Origin of the sequence: Campylobacter sp. 7477a (genome assembly GCF_014892335.1) — a bacterium.
In the GTDB taxonomy this organism is placed as follows: domain Bacteria; phylum Campylobacterota; class Campylobacteria; order Campylobacterales; family Campylobacteraceae; genus Campylobacter_A; species Campylobacter_A californiensis.
On record NZ_JADBJH010000007.1, the window covers coordinates 21,316 to 36,170 of the forward strand.

Here is a 14,855-nt window from a genome sequence, read left to right on the forward strand (position 1 = left end):
AAATGCTTGGTTTTTTTGTAGTTTTATTCGTTTTTTATGCTGCCTTTAAGGCTTATGTTTCGTTTTTGCAGATTAAATTTATCAAACAAGAGAGTTTAAAGCCTGCCGTTGTTTTAGAAGAAGCCGAGTATAAAAACGCGGCTAAAATTGCCATAGATAATCAAAAATTTGAACTTGCCTCTCTTATTTTTGGTACTTTTGTTAGTATTGTTTGGCTTGTTTTTGGTCTTAGAATTTTATTTGAAGCTACTGTCAAAACAGCCTCAAATACCGAATACATCGTTTTTGTAATGAGTTTTTTGATCATAAATTCTTTATTTGATTTGCCATTTAATGTCTATGAAAAATTTATAAAAGACAAAAAGCACGGTTTTTCAAACGTAACAGCTAAAATTTTTATCATAGACACGATAAAATCGCTCGCGTTAACGCTTGTTTTTGGCTCGGCGTTTGTTTGGCTGCTTCTGTTTTGTCTTGAGGCACTTGGCGAACTTTGGTGGTTTTGGGCATTTTTGATAAGCTTTGGCATCATTTTGATAATAAACATCATTTATCCAACCGTTATAGCTCCTATTTTTAACAAAGTAACTCCGCTTGAAGACGGCGAACTAAAGTCAAATATCGAAAATTTACTAACCTCTCTTGGCTTTAAAAGTAGTGGTGTTTTTGTGATAGATGCAAGTAAACGCGATAATCGTCTAAATGCCTACTTTGGAGGACTTGGTGCTACAAAACGCGTGGTTCTTTTTGATACGCTTATCAAAAAACTAAGCGTGGATGAGATCATAGCTGTTTTAGGACATGAGTTGGGGCATTTTAAACATAAGGATATTTTAAAAATGATAGCTTTAAGTTCGCTTATGTTGTTTTGTCTTTTTGGAGTATTTGGTAATATTAATAAAGGCGCTTATGACGCGCTAGGTATGAGCGGTGGTGGTGCCGTGATAGTGTTTTTGCTTTTATTTAGTCCTATATTTAGTCCTATATTTAGCCCATTTATCTCATATATAAGTCGTAAAAATGAGTTTAATGCAGATAAATTTGGTGCAAAAACAAAAGATAGGCAAAGTATGATAAATGCGCTTAAAAAGTTAGGCAGTCAAAACAAAGCTTTCCCGCTTGCACATCCGCTTTATGCGATACTATATCACTCGCATCCAAGTCTTGTTGAACGTATAAATGAGCTTGAAAATGAGGATTGAAGAGGCTTTAGTAAAGGCTAGAAGCGAGCTTAAGATCCACGAAAGCGGTGCAAACGTAGCAAGAAATTTAATGCTATTTCACCTTAAGGTAAGCCAGAACGAGCTTTTTTTAAATTTAAAAAACGAACTGCAAGACGAGAGCGGATATTTTGCTTTGATAGAGCGTTTTAAAGATGGCGAACCTCTTGAATACATAACGGGTCTTGTCTCGTTTTACTCGCTTGAATTTGACGTGCTTAGCGGAGTTTTAGTCCCTAGACCAGAGACTGAAATTTTAGTTGAAAAAGTGCTTGAGCTATCAAAGGAATTTGATAATCCAAAAATCGCTGAGATCGGCACAGGAAGTGGGATAATAAGCGTTTGTTTGGCTTTAAATTTAGACACAAGTATAGTTGCAACCGATATCAGTGAAATAGCGCTAAAAAATGCAAAGCAAAATGCGTTAAAATTTAACGTAGCGGATAAAATAAAATTTGTAAAAACCGAGTTTTTAAACACAGTGGATGAGAAGTTTGATATCATAGTTTCAAATCCACCCTACATCGCAAATGATTACAAGCTTGACAAATGGGTTTTAAACGAGCCTAAAACCGCACTTTTTGGCGGTGAAAAAGGCGATGAAATTTTAAAAGATATAGTAAGGATCGCAAGTCAAAAAGGTGTTAGATATCTTGCTTGTGAGATGGGATATGACCAAAAAAAAGCGATGGGTGAGTGTTTGAAATTTTATGGATTTAGTGCGGAGTTTTATACGGATCTAGCCGGATTTGACCGCGGATTTATTGCAAAAAATTTAAATAAAACTAAAGGGAAAGTATGAAAAACGTGTATTTGTTTTTATTGGCTGGACTTATTGGTGTGGAGCTTGCTCTTGGTGTATTTGTAGCTCCTGCGATATTTTATCCGCAAAGATATATGGGAGAAAGCCCGCTTACTCACTTTGAAAGTGGAGTGATAATGACGCAAATTTTTATCAAGTATAATTACGCTTTGCTTTTTGTGAGTGCATTTGCATTGTTATTTGAGCTATTTGGTCCAAAAGGAAAAACAAGCTTTTATATTAAAATTTCAAGCTTTGCATTGGCGTTTATAAATTTATCGCTCGCTCTTGCTTTTGTGTTTTATTTTACGGATTTTATCATCGCTGCACAAGCTATGGGGGAAGAGATGACGATGGGCAATGCCGAGTTTGACGCTATGCATAAAGCAAGCGAATACGTAATGAAGTTAATGCTTATGGCACAGACTTTACTATTTTTTATAAGTGCGATAAAACCTAAAAGTCAGGCATGAAAGAAAAACCTCATATCCAAGCCGTTACCGACTTTTTGATCGAATACGCTACAAAAATGCTAAGTATCGGCACGTATACCGCAAGGATCGATCGTTGTGTTGGTCGTATAGCAAGGGCTTATGGTTATGATGTTAGTTTAACGATATTTGTTAGAAATTTTACCATTAGCGTTATGGACCCGCTTGATAACTCTATTAGGCGGACTTATGTTAAAAGCACCGCGACTTCTGTTGTAAATTTTAGACTTATCTCGGAACTTAGCGCACTTAGTTGGCAGATATATGATGATAGATTTAGTCTTGAAGTAGCAAAGGAGCATTTTGCCGATATCATAACTCATCAAAATAACTCTTTTGCTAAAACGCTCATTTTTATAACGCTTGCAAATTCGGCTTTTTGTAAGCTTTTTGGTGGTGATTTGGGGGCTGTGATCTCTGTGTTTGTGGCTACATTTATAGGGTTTTATTGTAGATTTTTGCTTGCTAAATTTAGCGTAAATTTAAAACTTCAATACATAATCGTCTCATTCATATCGTCATTTATAGCATATTTGGGAGTTCATTTTGGATTTTCCACGACGCCTGATGTCGCCATAGGTTCTAGTATCTTGTTTATGATGCCTGGAATTTTTATGATAAATTCGATATTTGATATTTTAAACGAAAATATACTTGTCGGCATAAGTCGCGCCTTTAGCACGGGTATACTCATCTTATGTATAGCCATCGGTGTTTATATGACGCTTTCTATCTCAAATATAGGACTAATTGGTGTTTGAACTATTTTTAGCAACCATGATAGATGCTTTGTTTGCAGCTGTTGCGGGACTAGGCTTTGCATATGCGAGTTCGCCTCCTGCTAAAACGTTGGCATTTTCCGCACTCATCGCCGCGATATCACATGCTAGTCGATTTTTGATACTTCAGATGCAAATTCTTAACATCACGGTGGCGACTTTGATAGCGTCGTTTTTAGCAGGGATACTTGGTATGTTTTTTGCAAAAAGGCTTAAGGTGCCGGCTGAGATTATCGCATTTCCGGCGCTTTTGCCGATGGTTCCAGGAATTTACGCGTATAAAAGTATACTTGCGCTTTTTTCGTTTATAAAAAGCGATGATGCAAGCGAAAAGACAAATTTGCTTATAATATTTTTTGATAACGCACTTACGACCGCAGGTGTGGCGATAGCTATGGGAGTTGGTGTTTCTATAACTCTTTTGCTTTTTTACGAGCAGTCTTTAATGATAACTCGCGGCGCAAGGTGTGATATAAAAACTAGAAAAGAGGTAAGATAGTGAGAGTTAAAATTTATTACGAAAACTCTTCTTTCTCTAAATTTCCGTAAAGATACTTTAAAAACAGGGCTTTCTAATTTTCTATTTCGTAAAAAAAGTTAAATTTTGAGAACTTTTTGGAGCGAATTTGGAGCGATTTTTAAGCCCAAGATGCCATTTTGAAATGTCATTTTTTTAATGACCTATCCGAAAGAAAAATCACTTATCTGAAAATAAACTCTTCTTCCTTAATAACCATAAATAGGACTTATCCGAGCTAAAATGACTTATCTGACTTATCTTGGTTTAGGTATTAAGGGAAGAAGTAGTGCCTGTATCTTCAACTGTACAAATCAATAATTTAGAAATAATCATCTTGAGTAAAAATTGATGCAAATTCAAAAAATGAGTAACGAAAATAGCATATATATAGAAAGTAACGATTTATTTTGGTGAGTAACGAAAAGCCTATATACCTCTAAAGAGGTTGGTAAAAATTTAAAATTTTAATGAATTTGAGTAACGAAAACAACCTATTGTTAATAGATATTGCTTATGAACAAGGCAAATTAAAATCCTTTATGCTTTTGATGGATAAAGAGAGTTCAAAACATTCAATAGCAAAAGCTTTAGAAAATGAGATCATAGCAAGTTGTGAAATAGAGGGTGAGATACTTAATCGACAAAGTGTTCGTTCATCTATCAAGCAAAAGTTAGGGTTAGAATCACAGCAACACTATAAAGCTTTGAAAAAAGAGGATAATTATGTAGATATCCTTATTGATGCTAACACTTAAACAAGCAAGGACAAAACTATAACGAATTACACGAAGCCATTAAAAGGCTAGGCAGTTGGTGGCATTGCCTAGACTCTACTTGGCTAATAAAAACAAACTATTCTAGCGTTCAAGTTAGGGATTATTTGAAAACGTATATGGACGCTAACGATACCTTGCTTGTTGTTGCTTACGGAAGCGGCGCCGCCTGGTCCGGTTTTGGCAAAGAATGCTCCGACTGGCTAAAGGCTAATTTGTAGTTCTCATAAGTTCCCGATACTTTAGTATCTTGCACTAATTCAAACGGCAACCCTTTTATCTTGATTATCGTGCCTTTTTTGATTACAAACTTCTGTTCTTTCATTGTATCTCCTTTGTCAATAAATTTATATCTCTTTACATATTAAAATTTGCACGGATTTTTCTACCCCTGAACGTGCAACTATCAGGGCTGGTACTTGGTCGTTTTTTTGTTAAAACGGCAGGTGCAATCATTGGCTTTTTGCCTCCGAATGCTCGCACCTTCTGCTGTGGTGCTTCCGATTAAAACCAGATTTGAAACTTTCTCGTTTCAGGCTCTGTCGGTCAAGAGGTCGATACAATCTCGCTCATCCGGCCTTATCCTTGTTTGGATAGTGAAAGTGTAATATAATTCCACTTAAATACATCTTAAAAAGTGGATAAAAAATACACTTATAAAAATATTTCTACATTTTAGTTTTAAATTCTCATAGGTTGGCATTTATAACATATATGCTATAACGTGTCTAAGAATAAAAGAAAGGTGCTAAATGTGGCGCGTGGAGTTTGCTAAGGAATTTAAAAATGGCAACAATTAATTTTAGAGAAGTTTTAAACGAGGAGTTAAAAAACCCTGAGTTTAAACGCGGATATGATGCGCTAGAAGATGAGTTTAAAGCCATAGATGCTTTAATAGAGGCTAGAAGTAAGGCAGGGCTAACTCAAGCGCAAATAGCAAAAAAGATGGGCGTAAGCCAGCCTGTTATCGCACGGATAGAGAGTGGAGCGTATAATATCAAGTATAAGACATTTCTAAACTACATTAAGGCGTGTGGTAAAAGAGTAGCGATAGTGTGAGAGTATCGCTACCTTACGTCTCTATAACTTTTTTTATTGTGATAGTTGCGTTTTGGCTATTTCTTTTTTACAAGTTTCTAAATCAACAAGGCTAAGTTTTGGATGACCTACAAAAAAGCCAATACCTAAACCGCCTTTTACGCAGTAGATTTCTTTAGCTTTTGGCGTAATAGTCAAAGTCTCTTTAGCTTCTGTCTTAGCCCATATTTCTGTTTTAATATTTGGCTCTATAACAGCCTCTAGATAACCACCGTGTTTTAAAGTACCTATCGTTGTATTTGTGTCTTGTGTGTCTACGTGAATATCATAAAAAACGCCACCACCAGCCAAAACGCTTTCTCTGTAAACATAAAGTAGAGATTTATCAGCCTCCACTTGTTTAAATTCTGTAAATTGCGGCCCCTTAGCTCCACACCCCACAAAAAACACAGCCATTAATACTAACAATAATAAATTTCTCATAATACCCCCTTAAAAAATATCCAAAATTATATCAAAACTCGTCAAGATAGTCCACTCTTTTTTGTGGTGTTAGCACGGTAATGGTATCGCCGTCGGAAATTTTGATGATTTTAGCGGGGTGGGCTAAGACTGATACCGGGGATATTAAGGTTAATATTAGTATCTTTGCTAGTATTGTTTTCATACGGATGAAATAAGTACCATGTAAAAGCTGTTAATATTATAATTACTAACATTATAATATTAAACCACTTAGTAAAATTAAAATTAGTAGCTTTATTGATTTTGCCATAATGTATCTGTCTGACAAAAGAATACAATGAGTTTAGAATGTTTACTATAAAAACCGCCAATATGCAAATAATGCCGATTAGTCTATAAATACTTACTTTATCTATATTATTTAATACAGAAGTGGAAAAAGTAAATGCTCCAACGAAAGCAATTATGATTGAAGCAAATATACCTAAAATTGTTATGTAATGAGATTGGGTTTTGTTAAGCTTGCTCTGTATTTTATTAAACTCTCTTTTTGTATTATTGATTGCCTCCTTTGATTTTTCGGTTGCTTCTTTTGCTTGATCTAATGCTTCTTTTGCCTTGTGTGTCGTAAAGTATATTCTATTTCTTTCTAAGTTTATATGGTCAAATAATTTAAATATTTTTTTGCTAAATTCGTCCTCTTTATTATTGCTATGTTCCCTTGATACTATCTTGTTTATTTCTGAGATATTATTTGCCATTAGGTCTAGTAAAACCAAGTTGCCATTTGAAATATCCATTAACTGCTGATTTATTTTTGAATAACTATGCCTAAAGTCGTTTGTATAAATTTCTTTTAGTTCGTTTATTAAATTTGTATATTGGCTCTCATGCTCAAGCTCTTTTGCTATTTCTCCTAAAAAAGACAACAATCTCTCGTCCGTGGTCTCTTTATTGCTGACAACTTCTTTTTTATCGTTTTCATCATCAAAAGAGAACACATCACTCTTTGACGCCATTAATTTCTCTCTTTTTTCTTATAGTTTCGGCATATTCAAATAATAAACTATTGTCTATTATTTCGTGATTTCCTTGCCCCTCTTTGTATGTTTTTTTCCAAGGGGAATCTGATTTATGGCTTAGTTCCACAAGTCTCCATACATCAGTATTGGCAAGATTGTCAATTTTGGCGTTTATTCTTTGTAGATCATCCTGTGGGAAATCTTCATTCGGATCTTGCCTTATGTTTATAAAATTTGCTGCATACGGAGAATATCTATCATAAACTTCCTCTATAACAGGACCATATTGCCAAGCTTCAAAGTTGTCATCTATAAGCCGTCGATGTCTATTAATCAAGTACGTTATATCAAGAAAATACATGATTTTTTGTAACTTTAAATTACTTATAGGAGTTCCCATATCAATGCAACGATTTATAATATGAGCGGCCACGTCTAACGCTTTCATTTTTGCTCCTTTCAAGTTTTTCTTTATTTTATTTATTTTTTAAGACAATTTATGCCCTAAAAGTGCAGTTTTTTAAAAGAACTTCCCAAAAAATTTTCCGAATTGTAGCAGAAAATGCCAATTTTTTGCTAGTTTTTACACAAATTGTATCAAATTTTTACCAAAAGTTCCATAATTTTTATAACTTTCTATTGATTTTAATAAACTTCAATGGGTTTCAATTGTCTTTATCTTTTAATCCCCACCCATCTACTCAAGCCCCAAAATTCTTAAGCGTTGTTTGCGGTTAAAATCTCTTCGAATTTATAGAGTATGAGCCGACGGGGCGACCGATGATGTCAGCCTCCCATTAATTTATAATAATTTACTAAGAAAAAAACTTAACATTCATATTAAATTTGCATCTAACAATCCCTACAATTACCAAGCTATCTAACTCGTCGCCTTTTAAAACCCTAATGCCCTAAGCCTAGCTTTTCGGTTATTCCTTACTGACCTTTGTATGTCTGTTACTTTTATCATACGAATTTCCATTTTTATATCAAATCTTTTAGCTTCAAAATCTTGGTTTGCTGGGATAAAAACATGCTGTTTGTTTTTGGTATCTTTTTTGTAAATTTTAATAGCACTCTCTCCATTAACCTGATAATGCACTAAGTCGCCGTCCATAATATCAAGAGCTGGATCGCAAATCACTTGATCGCCATCCTCTATCATAGGGCTCATACTGTCGCCATTGGCAATAACGGCATACATTTCACCGTTCCAGTCTTTGGCTAGAGTGTATGTGTATATGTCCGTTTCTTGGAGTGCGTTTGCGTCAGGTATGCCACAACTAGCACTTCCTACGATAGGGATTTGTTTTACTGGGATAACGTCATCAAAACCTAAAATCATCTGATTAGCATCTAATTTTAAAAATTCTCCTATCAACTTTATTCTAGGTATTTCAGGCACAGCCCTGCGGCTGTCATCACTCCTAAACCACGATTTAACGGTGTCAATAGGCGTTACAATCCCCCTGCTAGTCAAAAAATCAGCTAAATCTTGCTGTGTTATCTCAAGTTTTTTCATAGTTTGTTTTACCAACAAAAAGTTAAAATTTTTACTCATGATATTTTCCTTAATAGTGGATTATATATCCACTATTATATAATATTTTCATTTGAAATTAAGAGTATCTAAATACCACTTTTTAAATTTATTTTAAGTGGAATTATAATACACTTCACTTTATGAAAAAAGTTATTACATATAAAATTTTAAAAGATTTTTTACTCGGATTTTACAAATATGAAACAGTGAAGCAGATACTAAGACCAAATTTTAGGCTACAACCAAGGTATGAAATAATGAAAAATGCCTGGGCTGAGTTGGGCGTACCATTTGAAGCCTGGGAAAACATACGTGCTTGGCTATCCGAACAAGAAGCTAAGCAAACAAAAAAGGTTAAAAAATGAATAACGAAATTTCACGGGGAAAAGAGTTGAGCGCCAAAGAAAGAATTAAGCGCTTTGACAAGATGTTTATAAAAATATCTAAAAAATTAAGAAAGCTCAACGAGAGCGACCAAACAAAGATGATTGGGCTCATCATAAGCAGATTTAATTACGATGAGCGGCTAAAGCGCCGAAAATTTATTCTTGATCGTGAATTTGGGCGTAAATAGTATTGTAAATATCTGCAAGCTCTTTTGCAACATCTACTTTGGGAATTTCATTGTAGTCGTTGTCATGCTCGCGAATATCGGTATGAGTTTTTAATCTTGTATGGTTTACGACAATTTTTGTTAGTTCTAGTGCAATTTCTTTGTCTGTCATATAAGTCCTTTAAGTTAGATTTCTTGGCTTGGTCGCTTTGCAATTTTACTAAAGGGCTTATGTGAAAGTCAAATTTATTTTACAGAAATATTGCTTCCTAAGCACTACGTTTATTTTAACAACCGTCCAAATTCTCCCTTCCTCCAAAGGGCGGTTTTTAAAGTAAATTTTAAAGGGGAGAGAATGATCGCACAAACTTCAAGAGAGGCATACAAAGCAATAAATCCAGAGCTAGGGGAAAAACAAAGAAAGATACTTGAAATGTTTGCCAAATACCCCAATGGGGCTACAAGGCAAGAAATATCGCGTGCAAATAACGAGCCTATAAATAGCGTAACTGGACGGTCTAATGAGCTATTAAAAAAAGGGCGTCTAATGGTAATTGGCACAAAGATAGACAAAATAAGCAGACACAGAAACGAAGTATTAAAAGTCGTAGAAAGGATAGCATAATGCAACCTGACCTAAGCACAGCCCTAACACTGCAAGACCTAGAAAACTCAAAATTTGATGTACTTTACAGATGGGTATATGAGATAAACGGACTAAGTGATGGGGCTATCATACTTTACACTATGGCGCGTAATATGTGGGAGCTTTCAAAACAAAACAAATGGGTGGATGAAGCTGGACGTATATACTTCTACCTAACGCGTAAAAGCATACAAGAAAAACGCAACGCGTGGAGCTTGGATAAAATCTCAAGGCTAATAAATGAGCTTGATGTTAATATCCCAGATAATGAAAAAGTAATTGATATAAAAAATAGCGGACAGTGCTTTTATGCTATTTGTGAAAAAGAAAATGGCAAAAAAAGAGTGTATGGTTGGGGAGCAAATAATCAAGGCAGCTTAAAACAATCCACAGATATACACACGCCTTTTGTGCTTTGTGATGATATAGATGATTTTGATGTTAATAACTGCCAACAGCACTAGCAGTAGATATTATTGATACAACCATAACATATTTTTTTACAGGATGTGCTTTATACTATTTAGTTTAAATCAGAGTCTAACTAAACAGTTAACTATAGCTAATGACCAAGTAGCTACATATATCCTTAAAAATACTCTTAATGAAACTAATCTGGCTTTATGTAATAGTAAGATAGATGAACAAAATTCAAAAATTAAAGAGCTTGAAGCAAAAATGTAAAAACTGGTGCAAGTTTAAGAAGTATTTGGAAAATATTAAGTTCTAAAATGCCAGATGATGTTCAGATAAGCTATGTAGGTTTTTATAGATACTGTAAGAGAAAAGGGCTGAAATAGCCCTTTGAAAATTTAGTAAGTAATCTTATTTAGAAAATCAAGATTACTTTTTAATATGTCTATAGACTTGGCAATATCATCAAGGATGATTTTGCATTCATTTTCCGTCAAGCTTTCAGCTAGTGAAATGAGCTTGTTTTTATCCCATTTTGTAAAAGCGTGACCAATATTTTGAATACCAAGCAGATCAAAGTTCTCAATTTTGGATATTAAAAACTCTTTATATTGCTCGTTTTTTATTTCTATACTGTCTTGCTCAATATATTTTAATACTCTGTATAAAAAGAGGATTAACCTTTCTGTTTTTGGAAAGATGATACTTATCATTTGACCAATAAAATTTTCACTTTCTGGGAACATCTTAGCAATGATTTTTTCTTTTGTAAATTGCTTTAAACAATTTTCAATCTCTTGCTCATTTTCTGCAATAGATAGTGCTTCTGTAAAATAAGGGGATACTTGTAGTTGCTCATTTAGAACCTTATACATCAATCCATCACCGAAAAACATCCAATCTAAATTGATATGAAAATTTTCAGCAATATCTTTTAGTACTGGAAATGGTACTGCTTCTACTTTTCCTTGCTCATATGTTTGTAATGTTCTAAGAGATATATTTACTTTACTTGCAAAATCTTTTTGAGATAACTTGTGAGCTTCTCTTATGATTTTAATTCTTTCTCCAATCATAACTAATCCTCTTTAATGATATAAGACGAAAAATATTATACATAAATAACTATAAATATACATTAAAATGTGCCTATTTGCATTTAAAGTATGTATTATATTGATTATAACAACATTTAATTAAGTGAAATTTTATATTTACTAATGTAATATTTTGTTACAAGAAACATTATTGTGCTTATGGAGGAGATTATGATTTCAAAAGAAATTTATCCTTTGCTTTTTGCAAAGAGGTGGCCAGATCCAATCACTTTTGTAGAAGATGTTGCATCAAAGATTGAAAATCCTTTTTGGGGTAGTGGTGGTGCTGCAAGAGAGTATGCAAAAGAGATTTTAAAAATTGACAATCAATGGCAATGGTTAGCATACAGAGTAGATGATTTTGCATCTTTGGTAGAAAACAATATGCGGTTAAAACTGAATAAATGGCTTTTTAGAGCTTTACTTGGATGCGGAGGACTAGCTTCAAGGATTTGTTCTACGGAAGAAGCTACTAGGTGGCTTATGGATAGATATATTTCAGAGCTTAAGAACCTATTTGATCCAAGATACAAAAATTATATTGATCTGAAGAATACGATAGTAACAAGATATGACGAGGAGATGAGAATGGAGGAAGAAGATGGATTTGAGTGTCGATAAAATAAAACAAGATTTAGCTTCTATAAAAGCACTCAAAAAAGAGATGGACGATTTAAGAGGCTTATTACTTGATGAATATATCACTCAGGATGCAGAAAATGTAATTAGAAGTGAAATAATTAAACTAGAAAGTGCACTTTCTAAATATAAGGTGCAGCAGCTAGGAGAAATTGATCAAGATTTTTTGAACTCTATTAACACAAAAAAGCCATTTTATTCCCATGACATCATCAATTTAAGGCTAAAAAAGGTTTTAAAAGCAAATAAGATCCAGGTTAGAAAACTGTATAATCTTAGGCATACATTTGCTTCACAGCTTATAGCAGCTGGTGAAGATATAACTTGGGTAAGTAGAACATTGGGGCATAAAGATACTCAAACAACTTTGATGTATTACACTAAGTTTATTAAAAAAGGCGAAGACGAAAGACTTGAAAAAATATCCAAAATTGGAGCAAATTTTGGAGCGAATATTTTTGATAGTGGCTCAAAAGCCGATAAATAGGGGAATATAGAGTGAAATTGAGAGTTTATTATGAAGATACCGATGCAGGTGGGATAGTATATCATGCAAATTATATTAAATTTTGTGAACGAGCAAGGAGCGACTTGTTTTTTACGGCAGGTAGAAAATTCTTCTTGCCAAGTAGCCATTTTGTAGTATCTTCGCTAGAGGCTAAATTTATAAAGCCATCTGTTTTGGGTGATCTGCTAGAGATTAAAACAAGTGTTTTAGAGATCAAAAAGGCTTCGCTTGTTTTACGCCAAGAAATTTTTAGAATAGGCGATATAAACGGCGAAACAAAGCTAGAGTCGGTATTTGCCATGAACGTAACTCTTGCCTTTTTAAAGGACGGCAAGCCTCAAAGGCTAAGTGAGGAATTGTTGTCTTTTATCTCTTCTTCCATGAGTTTGACTGGCGAAAATTTATAGCCCTTTGCTTCATAAATTTTTATATCGTATCCGACTTGTGAGCTTTGTATGCTTTCATGAAAGACCCTTTTTTTGGCAGTGTCTATAAAATTTGTATAGATGTATTCAAGTCCGATATTTGAAGAGTAGGCTATCCAGTTAAAATTTAAATTCACGCCAAAGAGCGCGGTTGTGGCTAAAAGTTCATCATTGATCTCGCTTATGGAGTTTGCAATATATAAATTTTGCCTATTTTTTTCATCTATGGAGTTAAAGATATGCGGAGTGTAGTTTATTTGTGTACTAAGAAGAGCGTGTGGAGCGATCTCGTAACCTCTTGCTTGCGTAGCTATCAAAGAAGCCTTGATAGTTGGTAAATTTAAAAACATGCTTGTGTTGTTGTATTTGGTTTTGTTATTTAGGTATTCGTCTAAATTTAACTCTTTTGAGTCGATTTGTACATCGTAAAATTCACCATTGCTCGATTGTCTCGTATAGTCGTTTAGTAAATTTCCAAGATAGCTTGTATCGCTAAAAGCAGTAATTTTATCATTTGCCATACTCATTAAAACTCTTATTTGAGCTTCGTAGTCTATACCGCCAAAGACGATGTTTGGCGCTGTTTCTCCATTTGCTCTAACATTAATAGTCGGTATAAATGCAAACTCTTTTTGCTCTAAATTTTTCTTTAAAATTTTAAAACCGTTTTTCGTAAAAGGAGCTATAAAGTAGCTGATGTTGCGTGCTCTTGCTTGGTCTAGAGCACTTGATACCGAGCTTTCGCTCTCATCCCCGCAAAAGATAAATTCGATTTGAATTTTTGCATTTGTTTGCGCTGCATAGGAGACTATCGCGTCAGTTATTACGTTTGTATATGATTTTATGATTTTTTGTGGGATGATGACAGCTATTTTATTTGATCCGTCAGCGACAAACGGGATGTTTCCACCAAGGCTTGCATACATCATGCTTAAGTTTTGATCCTTTATAACGCTTGGCTCAAATCTAGCCATAAAACTAGCTAACATATCACTTTCTAAAAGCTCGTTTAGACAGGCTATATCGCAAAAATCCGGCTCTAAATTTATATATTGGATACTTGCTGGAGTGATATTTGGCATAATGTGGGTTTTGGCAAAAGCACAAAAATAAATCGCCGTAAGAGCTATAATAATTTTTTTCATATCATACCTTTTATCTTTTTTAAATCAGCACAAAAAACATCTTCAAAACTAGGGTTTTTCATAAGCCACATTACCGAATACGTAGGCATTAAGAGGGTGTTTTGAAATTTTAAAACACTTCCTCTAAGGCTCTTGAAATTTGTATTTGCAATATTTTGCCCATAAAGCTTAAAAAACGCCTCTTCTCCAAGAGTTATGATTATGCTTGGTTTTATGAGCTCTATTTCTTCCATTAGGTAAGGTCTGCAAAGTTCAAAACACTCATCATTTGCCATATCTTTGCCTTCTAAATTTAGATTTTTACATCTTAAGATAGAACTTACATAAAACTCATCTTTGTTAAGATTTAGCGAGTTAAAGACCAGTTCGCTAAATTTTGCGCCAAGCATCCCAGAAACCAACTCTGCGTTTTTATCGGCATTTGGACTTGGAGCAAGGCAGACGAACATTATCTTGCTTTGCTTGTTGCCATATCCTAGTAAGGCCGTATTTGCGGACTTTCTAAGGTGGCATAAATTGCATTGTGAAATTTGATGATTTAGTTCGTCCACATCGGCAAATTCGGATATTTTTTGCGAAAAAATAAAATTTTCATTTATAAATTTATATCCGATAGCTTTTAAAAAATATAACTTTTTTAGTGTTTCGTTTTTTTGCGAAATTTCCATTTTGGTATTATATTTTAATTTGCTTAAAATTTTAATACTTGTGTCTGATTTTAGTTATATTCAAAGGAATTTAAGTATTTTTTTGATAACATCACGCTTTTATATTA

Annotated in this window: 22 protein-coding genes; 13 read left to right on the top strand and 9 right to left on the bottom strand. The window is 34.0% G+C overall.

Translation table 11 applies throughout. From position 1 onward, the window contains the following. The first annotated feature begins 2 nt into the window (after positions 1-2). The 6 genes from CCAL5182_RS04385 to CCAL5182_RS04410 all read left to right on the top strand — a co-directional run bounded on the left by CCAL5182_RS04385 (position 3) and on the right by CCAL5182_RS04410 (position 4,567). Positions 3-1,202 carry a M48 family metallopeptidase gene (locus tag CCAL5182_RS04385; protein ID WP_336610358.1) on the top strand — a complete coding sequence of 400 codons (1,200 nt, stop codon included), beginning with the start codon at positions 3-5 and terminating at the stop codon, positions 1,200-1,202. After that, complete coding sequence (gene prmC / locus CCAL5182_RS04390; protein ID WP_336610359.1) at positions 1,192-2,022, top strand: peptide chain release factor N(5)-glutamine methyltransferase; 831 nt, start codon at positions 1,192-1,194, stop codon at positions 2,020-2,022. The genes CCAL5182_RS04385 and prmC overlap by 11 nt, the downstream gene beginning before the upstream one ends. After that, a complete protein-coding gene (locus CCAL5182_RS04395) occupies positions 2,019-2,495 on the top strand; it encodes a DUF4149 domain-containing protein (protein WP_336610360.1) in 477 nt (158 codons plus the stop codon). Before prmC ends, CCAL5182_RS04395 begins: the two co-directional genes overlap by 4 nt. Next, the gene (locus tag CCAL5182_RS04400; RefSeq protein ID WP_169935579.1) at positions 2,492-3,274 is read left to right on the top strand and encodes a threonine/serine ThrE exporter family protein; all 783 of its coding nucleotides are present in this window, start codon (positions 2,492-2,494) and stop codon (positions 3,272-3,274) included. Before CCAL5182_RS04395 ends, CCAL5182_RS04400 begins: the two co-directional genes overlap by 4 nt. 16 nt (positions 3,275-3,290) lie before the next feature. Then, on the top strand, positions 3,291-3,791 hold the full coding sequence (locus CCAL5182_RS04405) for a threonine/serine exporter family protein (RefSeq protein WP_194239002.1): 501 nt from the start codon (positions 3,291-3,293) through the stop codon (positions 3,789-3,791). A 515-nt stretch (positions 3,792-4,306) separates the two neighbouring features. Further along, positions 4,307-4,567: a DUF4172 domain-containing protein gene (locus CCAL5182_RS04410; RefSeq protein ID WP_336610361.1), complete on the top strand. Its 261-nt coding sequence runs from the start codon at positions 4,307-4,309 to the stop codon at positions 4,565-4,567. Between the two features lie 169 nt (positions 4,568-4,736). Here the strand turns inward: CCAL5182_RS04410 and CCAL5182_RS04415 are convergent, their stop codons facing one another. Then, a complete protein-coding gene (locus CCAL5182_RS04415; RefSeq protein WP_171993356.1) occupies positions 4,737-4,910 on the bottom strand; it encodes a hypothetical protein in 174 nt (57 codons plus the stop codon). 461 nt (positions 4,911-5,371) lie between these two features. Here CCAL5182_RS04415 and CCAL5182_RS04420 point away from each other — a divergent pair, with 461 nt between their 5' ends. Continuing rightward, positions 5,372-5,644, top strand: a complete 273-nt coding sequence (locus tag CCAL5182_RS04420; protein WP_336610362.1) for a helix-turn-helix domain-containing protein — start codon at positions 5,372-5,374, stop codon at positions 5,642-5,644. Positions 5,645-5,677: 33 nt separating this feature from the next. On the opposite strand, the gene CCAL5182_RS04425 is transcribed toward CCAL5182_RS04420, so the two are convergent. The 4 genes from CCAL5182_RS04425 to CCAL5182_RS04440 form a co-directional block, all read right to left on the bottom strand. Next, positions 5,678-6,106 (bottom strand): hypothetical protein, encoded by a 429-nt coding sequence (locus tag CCAL5182_RS04425; protein WP_336610363.1) that lies wholly within the window; start codon positions 6,104-6,106, stop codon positions 5,678-5,680. A gap of 110 nt (positions 6,107-6,216) precedes the next feature. Beyond that, positions 6,217-7,089: a hypothetical protein gene (locus CCAL5182_RS04430; RefSeq protein ID WP_336610364.1), complete on the bottom strand. Its 873-nt coding sequence runs from the start codon at positions 7,087-7,089 to the stop codon at positions 6,217-6,219. Between the two features lies 1 nt (position 7,090). Further along, on the bottom strand, positions 7,091-7,558 hold the full coding sequence (locus CCAL5182_RS04435; RefSeq protein ID WP_336610365.1) for a Panacea domain-containing protein: 468 nt from the start codon (positions 7,556-7,558) through the stop codon (positions 7,091-7,093). A gap of 447 nt (positions 7,559-8,005) precedes the next feature. Next, on the bottom strand, positions 8,006-8,671 hold the full coding sequence (locus CCAL5182_RS04440) for a S24 family peptidase (RefSeq protein WP_336610366.1): 666 nt from the start codon (positions 8,669-8,671) through the stop codon (positions 8,006-8,008). A 343-nt stretch (positions 8,672-9,014) separates the two neighbouring features. Here CCAL5182_RS04440 and CCAL5182_RS04445 point away from each other — a divergent pair, with 343 nt between their 5' ends. Next, the gene (locus CCAL5182_RS04445) at positions 9,015-9,227 is read left to right on the top strand and encodes a hypothetical protein (protein ID WP_336610367.1); all 213 of its coding nucleotides are present in this window, start codon (positions 9,015-9,017) and stop codon (positions 9,225-9,227) included. On the opposite strand, the gene CCAL5182_RS04450 is transcribed toward CCAL5182_RS04445, so the two are convergent. Then, the gene (locus tag CCAL5182_RS04450) at positions 9,196-9,378 is read right to left on the bottom strand and encodes a hypothetical protein (RefSeq protein ID WP_336610368.1); all 183 of its coding nucleotides are present in this window, start codon (positions 9,376-9,378) and stop codon (positions 9,196-9,198) included. The genes CCAL5182_RS04445 and CCAL5182_RS04450 overlap by 32 nt on opposite strands. Before the next feature lie 183 nt (positions 9,379-9,561). Between CCAL5182_RS04450 and CCAL5182_RS04455 the strand changes: the two genes are divergently transcribed. Together CCAL5182_RS04455 and CCAL5182_RS04460 are read left to right on the top strand one after the other, a co-directional pair. Next, positions 9,562-9,831 (top strand): hypothetical protein, encoded by a 270-nt coding sequence (locus CCAL5182_RS04455; protein WP_336610369.1) that lies wholly within the window; start codon positions 9,562-9,564, stop codon positions 9,829-9,831. Then, positions 9,831-10,316: a replication initiator protein A gene (locus CCAL5182_RS04460; protein WP_336610370.1), complete on the top strand. Its 486-nt coding sequence runs from the start codon at positions 9,831-9,833 to the stop codon at positions 10,314-10,316. Before CCAL5182_RS04455 ends, CCAL5182_RS04460 begins: the two co-directional genes overlap by 1 nt. Positions 10,317-10,664: 348 nt before the next feature. On the opposite strand, the gene CCAL5182_RS04465 is transcribed toward CCAL5182_RS04460, so the two are convergent. Continuing rightward, on the bottom strand, positions 10,665-11,342 hold the full coding sequence (locus CCAL5182_RS04465) for a helix-turn-helix domain-containing protein (RefSeq protein WP_041135298.1): 678 nt from the start codon (positions 11,340-11,342) through the stop codon (positions 10,665-10,667). 192 nt (positions 11,343-11,534) lie between these two features. On the opposite strand from CCAL5182_RS04465, the gene CCAL5182_RS04470 reads away from it, so the two are divergent. The 3 genes from CCAL5182_RS04470 to CCAL5182_RS04480 are packed head-to-tail and all read left to right on the top strand — an operon-like array spanning position 11,535 to position 12,917. Beyond that, a complete protein-coding gene (locus tag CCAL5182_RS04470; protein WP_336610371.1) occupies positions 11,535-11,984 on the top strand; it encodes a hypothetical protein in 450 nt (149 codons plus the stop codon). Next, positions 11,965-12,489 (top strand): tyrosine-type recombinase/integrase, encoded by a 525-nt coding sequence (locus CCAL5182_RS04475; RefSeq protein WP_336610372.1) that lies wholly within the window; start codon positions 11,965-11,967, stop codon positions 12,487-12,489. Before CCAL5182_RS04470 ends, CCAL5182_RS04475 begins: the two co-directional genes overlap by 20 nt. 11 nt (positions 12,490-12,500) lie before the next feature. After that, a complete protein-coding gene (locus CCAL5182_RS04480; RefSeq protein ID WP_336610373.1) occupies positions 12,501-12,917 on the top strand; it encodes a YbgC/FadM family acyl-CoA thioesterase in 417 nt (138 codons plus the stop codon). On the opposite strand, the gene CCAL5182_RS04485 is transcribed toward CCAL5182_RS04480, so the two are convergent. Together CCAL5182_RS04485 and CCAL5182_RS04490 are read right to left on the bottom strand one after the other, a co-directional pair. Next, the gene (locus CCAL5182_RS04485; RefSeq protein ID WP_336610374.1) at positions 12,848-14,080 is read right to left on the bottom strand and encodes a hypothetical protein; all 1,233 of its coding nucleotides are present in this window, start codon (positions 14,078-14,080) and stop codon (positions 12,848-12,850) included. The two genes, CCAL5182_RS04480 and CCAL5182_RS04485, sit on opposite strands and share 70 nt — an antisense overlap. Continuing rightward, positions 14,077-14,748, bottom strand: coding sequence for a uracil-DNA glycosylase (locus tag CCAL5182_RS04490; protein ID WP_169971620.1), 672 nt, complete (start codon positions 14,746-14,748; stop codon positions 14,077-14,079). Before CCAL5182_RS04490 ends, CCAL5182_RS04485 begins: the two co-directional genes overlap by 4 nt. Positions 14,749-14,855: the final 107 nt, after the last annotated feature.